Raw genomic sequence first — 3,493 nt, forward strand, 5'->3', positions numbered from 1 at the left:
CTCCCCGGCGCTCTGTCATAATTGCTGTCACAATCGCCAAAACCACTGTCACAATAGGCCCTGCGACAACATATCGTTAAGTCCCGCGACGATTTGAGCGCATGAACACGCTGTTGTAACTTTTTCATTCAGGCTTTCCGTGTCATACAGCTGACATGTACAAGCCTGCCCGTCTCCTCCCCGAACAGGTCGATGTTCCGTATCAGCCGCCGCGCATCGCGCGCGCGAACGGGATCGATATCTGTTACGACGTCTTCGGCTATAGCGACGCGGAACCCATGGTGATGATCATGGGTCTCGGTGCGCAGCTGATTCATTGGGATGATGATTTTTGCCGCGAGCTGGCAAGCCACGGCTTTCGTGTGATCCGCTTCGATAACCGTGACATCGGCCTGTCCTCGCAGATGACCGGTGGCAAGAAGTTCTCGCTGTACGAACTGGCGAAGCTGCGCTTCCTGAACATTCCCCTCGCCGCGCCCTACAAGCTGTCCGACATGGCGGCCGATACGGTGGCGCTGCTCGACGTGCTGCATATCCGGCGGGCGCATGTGGTTGGCGCCTCCATGGGCGGGATGATCGCGCAGGAAATGGCGATCGCCTATCCCGAGCGCCTGCGCTCGCTGACCTCGATCATGTCGACCACGGGCGATCCGCGTCTGCCGCAGCCGAGCCGTCAGGTGACGCTGAAGCTGCTGCAGCGACAGCCCGACGGCTACGAGGCCTATATCGAGCGCTTCAAGCAGACTTGGCTATTTTTGCGCGTCGGCAGCTTCCCCGATGACGAGGCGCGCGATCTCGACCGCGCCGAGCGCACTTATGCCCGTGGCTTGAATCCGGAGGGCGTCGGCCGCCAGCTGCGCGCCATCCTCGCTTCGGGCAGCCGCAAGGAGCGTCTCGCCAAGGTAACGGCGCCGACGCTGGTGATCCATGGCAAGGTCGATCCGCTGGTGCATCCCGCCGCGGGCCGCGACACCGCCGCATCGATCCCCGGCGCCAAACTGATGATGATCGACCGCATGGGCCATGCACTGCCGATTTCCATGTGGACCACGGTGATCGACGCCATTGCGCGGCATGCACATGGAGCGAGCGCCAAGATGCGCGCGCCGATGGCCGAGATGCGGCGGGCGGGCTGAGATCACGTCCTTGTAGCTACTTCTTCTCCTTCGTCCCGGCGCCCAGTCCGGCCATGTTCGCGAACATGTCCTGAAACCGTTCGCCGACCTTCGGATCGAACGAGAACCAGCTCTGCATGATCGACTCCGGGGAATACTTGTCCATATTCTCCATCATCTTCTTCTGCATCTGATCCATCATCGCCGATTGCATCGGCTGCACATCGGGCAGTCCCAGGAATTCGCGCGCCTCGAGCGGGGTACAGTCCACGGTGACGGTTACCTTCATTGCCACTTCCCCTCATCCGGTCTGCAAATCGATACGATCCGTCAGTATCGCCGGTGTCGCCGCTTCGATGCAAGCGACCAAGCCGTCCTGCACAAAGCTGGCCTCCGCTTTGCATGTGCACATTGGGATTTACATCCCGGGGTTGGAAATCGCCCTTGCGCGCAAACCGAACTCCGCCAACAATGACTGAGCAGCTCAGCTTTTGGGTTGCGGCGTGACGAGGGAGATACGGATGTCGTTTCTTCGGACTCTTGCGGGTGCTGCAGCAGCACTGACCCTTGTCCTCGCAGCGGCACCTTTGCCAGCTGCGGCGCAGACCCTGCGCTACGCCAATCAGGGCGACCTCAAATCCCTCGACCCCTATACGCTGCGCGAGACCACGACCATCGCGCATCATGGCCAGGTTTATGAAGGCCTGGTCGGCCGCGGCAAGGATCTGCAGCTCATTCCCGCACTGGCAGAGAAGTGGGAAACGCCGGAGCCGACCCGCTGGCGCTTCTATCTGCGGAAGAACGTCAAGTTCCAGAGCGGCGATCCCTTCACCGCCGATGACGTGATTTTTTCCGCCGACCGCGTGCGCGCCAAGGGATCGGACTTCACCACAGTGATCCCGGCGGATGCGAAGTTCGTCAAGATCGATGACCACACCATTGATGTGGTGCTCATCAAGCCCAATCCGATCCTGACGTCGCAATGGGACGTCTGGTATGTCATGAGCAAGAAATGGGCGGAGGCGAACAATGCCACGGCACCGACGCCGGCTGCCGCGACCTCGCCCAGCTATGCGTCGCTGAACGCCAACGGCACCGGCCCGTTCAGGATCGAGAGTCACCAGCCCGGCGTGAAGACCGTGTTCAAGGTCAATCCCGACTGGTGGGGCAAGCCCGAGCATAATCTCAAGGAAATCATCTTCACCCCGATCGCCTCGGACGCCACCCGCGTTGCAGCCCTGCTGTCCGGCGAGGTGGATATCATCGAGCCGGTGCCGGTGCAGGACATCGCCCGCGTCAACGGCACGACCACAGCCAGCGTGCTGGCCGGGCCCGAGCTGCGCACGATCTTTCTCGGCATGGACCAGATCCGCGACGAGCTGCTGTTCTCCAACATCAAGGGCAAGAACCCGTTCAAGGATATCCGCGTCCGCGAGGCGTTCTACAAGGCCATCGATATCGAGGCGATCAAGAGCCGCGTGATGCGTGGCCTGTCGACGCCCTCGGCACTGATGATCGCACCGCCGCTGTTCAAGCTCGCGGGCGATTTCACCCGGCCGAAATACGACCTCGACGCCGCCAAGAAGCTGCTTGCCGATGCCGGCTATCCGCAGGGTTTCGAGGTCGGCATGGACTGCCCCAATGATCGCTATGTCAACGACGCCGCGATCTGCCAGGCGGTGGTTAGCATGCTGGCGCGCGTCAATGTCAAGGTGAACCTCAATGCGCAGCCAAAGGCGCTTTACTTCGCCAAAGTGTTCAAGACCGGCGGCTTCAATACCTCGTTCTATCTGCTCGGCTGGACGCCGGGCACGCAGGACTCGCACAATGTGATGCATGACATCATGGGCTGCCGCGACGATCCGAACAGCCCGCGTGGCGCCACCAATCTCGGCGGCTACTGCAACAAGGAATTCGACAAGATCACCGACCAGGTGCTGCAGGAGACCGACACCACCAAGCGCGACCAGCTGATCAAGCAGGGTTTTGAGATCGCCGCAAAGGAATGGGCCTATATCCCCCTGCACCAGCAGGCATTGGCCTGGGGCGTCTCGAAGAAGGTCAAGATCGTGCAGCGGCCGGACAACCAGGTGCTGCCTTACTGGGCGGTGAAGTCGGAGTGAGCGGCGTCACAGGTCTTTCTTTTCGTCATTGCGAGGAACGGAGCGACGAAGCAATCCATAAAGCCGTAAGCAAGGGCTGGATTGCTTCGTCGCAAGGGCTCCTCGCAATGACGGCTACGTTCTGAAAGCGAAAGGACCGCATGCTCGCTTTCATCCTGCGCCGCGCCCTGCAGTCCATCGGTGTGCTGATCGCCGTCGGCATCATCGCTTTCACCATGTTCCGCTTTGCCGGAGACCCGGTGAACCAGATGGTGG

The 3,493-nt window shown here is 61.0% G+C and carries 3 protein-coding genes and 1 pseudogene; 3 read left to right on the plus strand and 1 reads right to left on the minus strand.

What is annotated here, in order from left to right:
* Positions 1-155: 155 nt before the first annotated feature.
* Entirely contained in the window at positions 156-1,136 is a 981-nt protein-coding gene (locus ACIQ17_RS32240; protein ID WP_398473626.1) for an alpha/beta fold hydrolase, read from the plus strand.
* A 16-nt stretch (positions 1,137-1,152) separates the two neighbouring features.
* Here ACIQ17_RS32240 and ACIQ17_RS32245 read toward each other — a convergent pair whose 3' ends face one another.
* On the minus strand, positions 1,153-1,404 hold the full coding sequence (locus tag ACIQ17_RS32245; protein ID WP_398473627.1) for a DUF6489 family protein: 252 nt from the start codon (positions 1,402-1,404) through the stop codon (positions 1,153-1,155).
* A gap of 232 nt (positions 1,405-1,636) precedes the next feature.
* Between ACIQ17_RS32245 and ACIQ17_RS32250 the strand changes: the two genes are divergently transcribed.
* Both ACIQ17_RS32250 and ACIQ17_RS32255 read left to right on the plus strand, forming a co-directional pair.
* Entirely contained in the window at positions 1,637-3,238 is a 1,602-nt protein-coding gene (locus ACIQ17_RS32250; RefSeq protein ID WP_398473628.1) for an ABC transporter substrate-binding protein, read from the plus strand.
* Positions 3,239-3,378: 140 nt separating this feature from the next.
* Positions 3,379-3,493, plus strand: a pseudogene (locus ACIQ17_RS32255) (ABC transporter permease); the annotation flags it as partial.

The sequence above is a fragment of the Tardiphaga sp. genome (genome assembly GCF_044340795.1).
Taxonomy (GTDB): domain Bacteria; phylum Pseudomonadota; class Alphaproteobacteria; order Rhizobiales; family Xanthobacteraceae; genus Tardiphaga.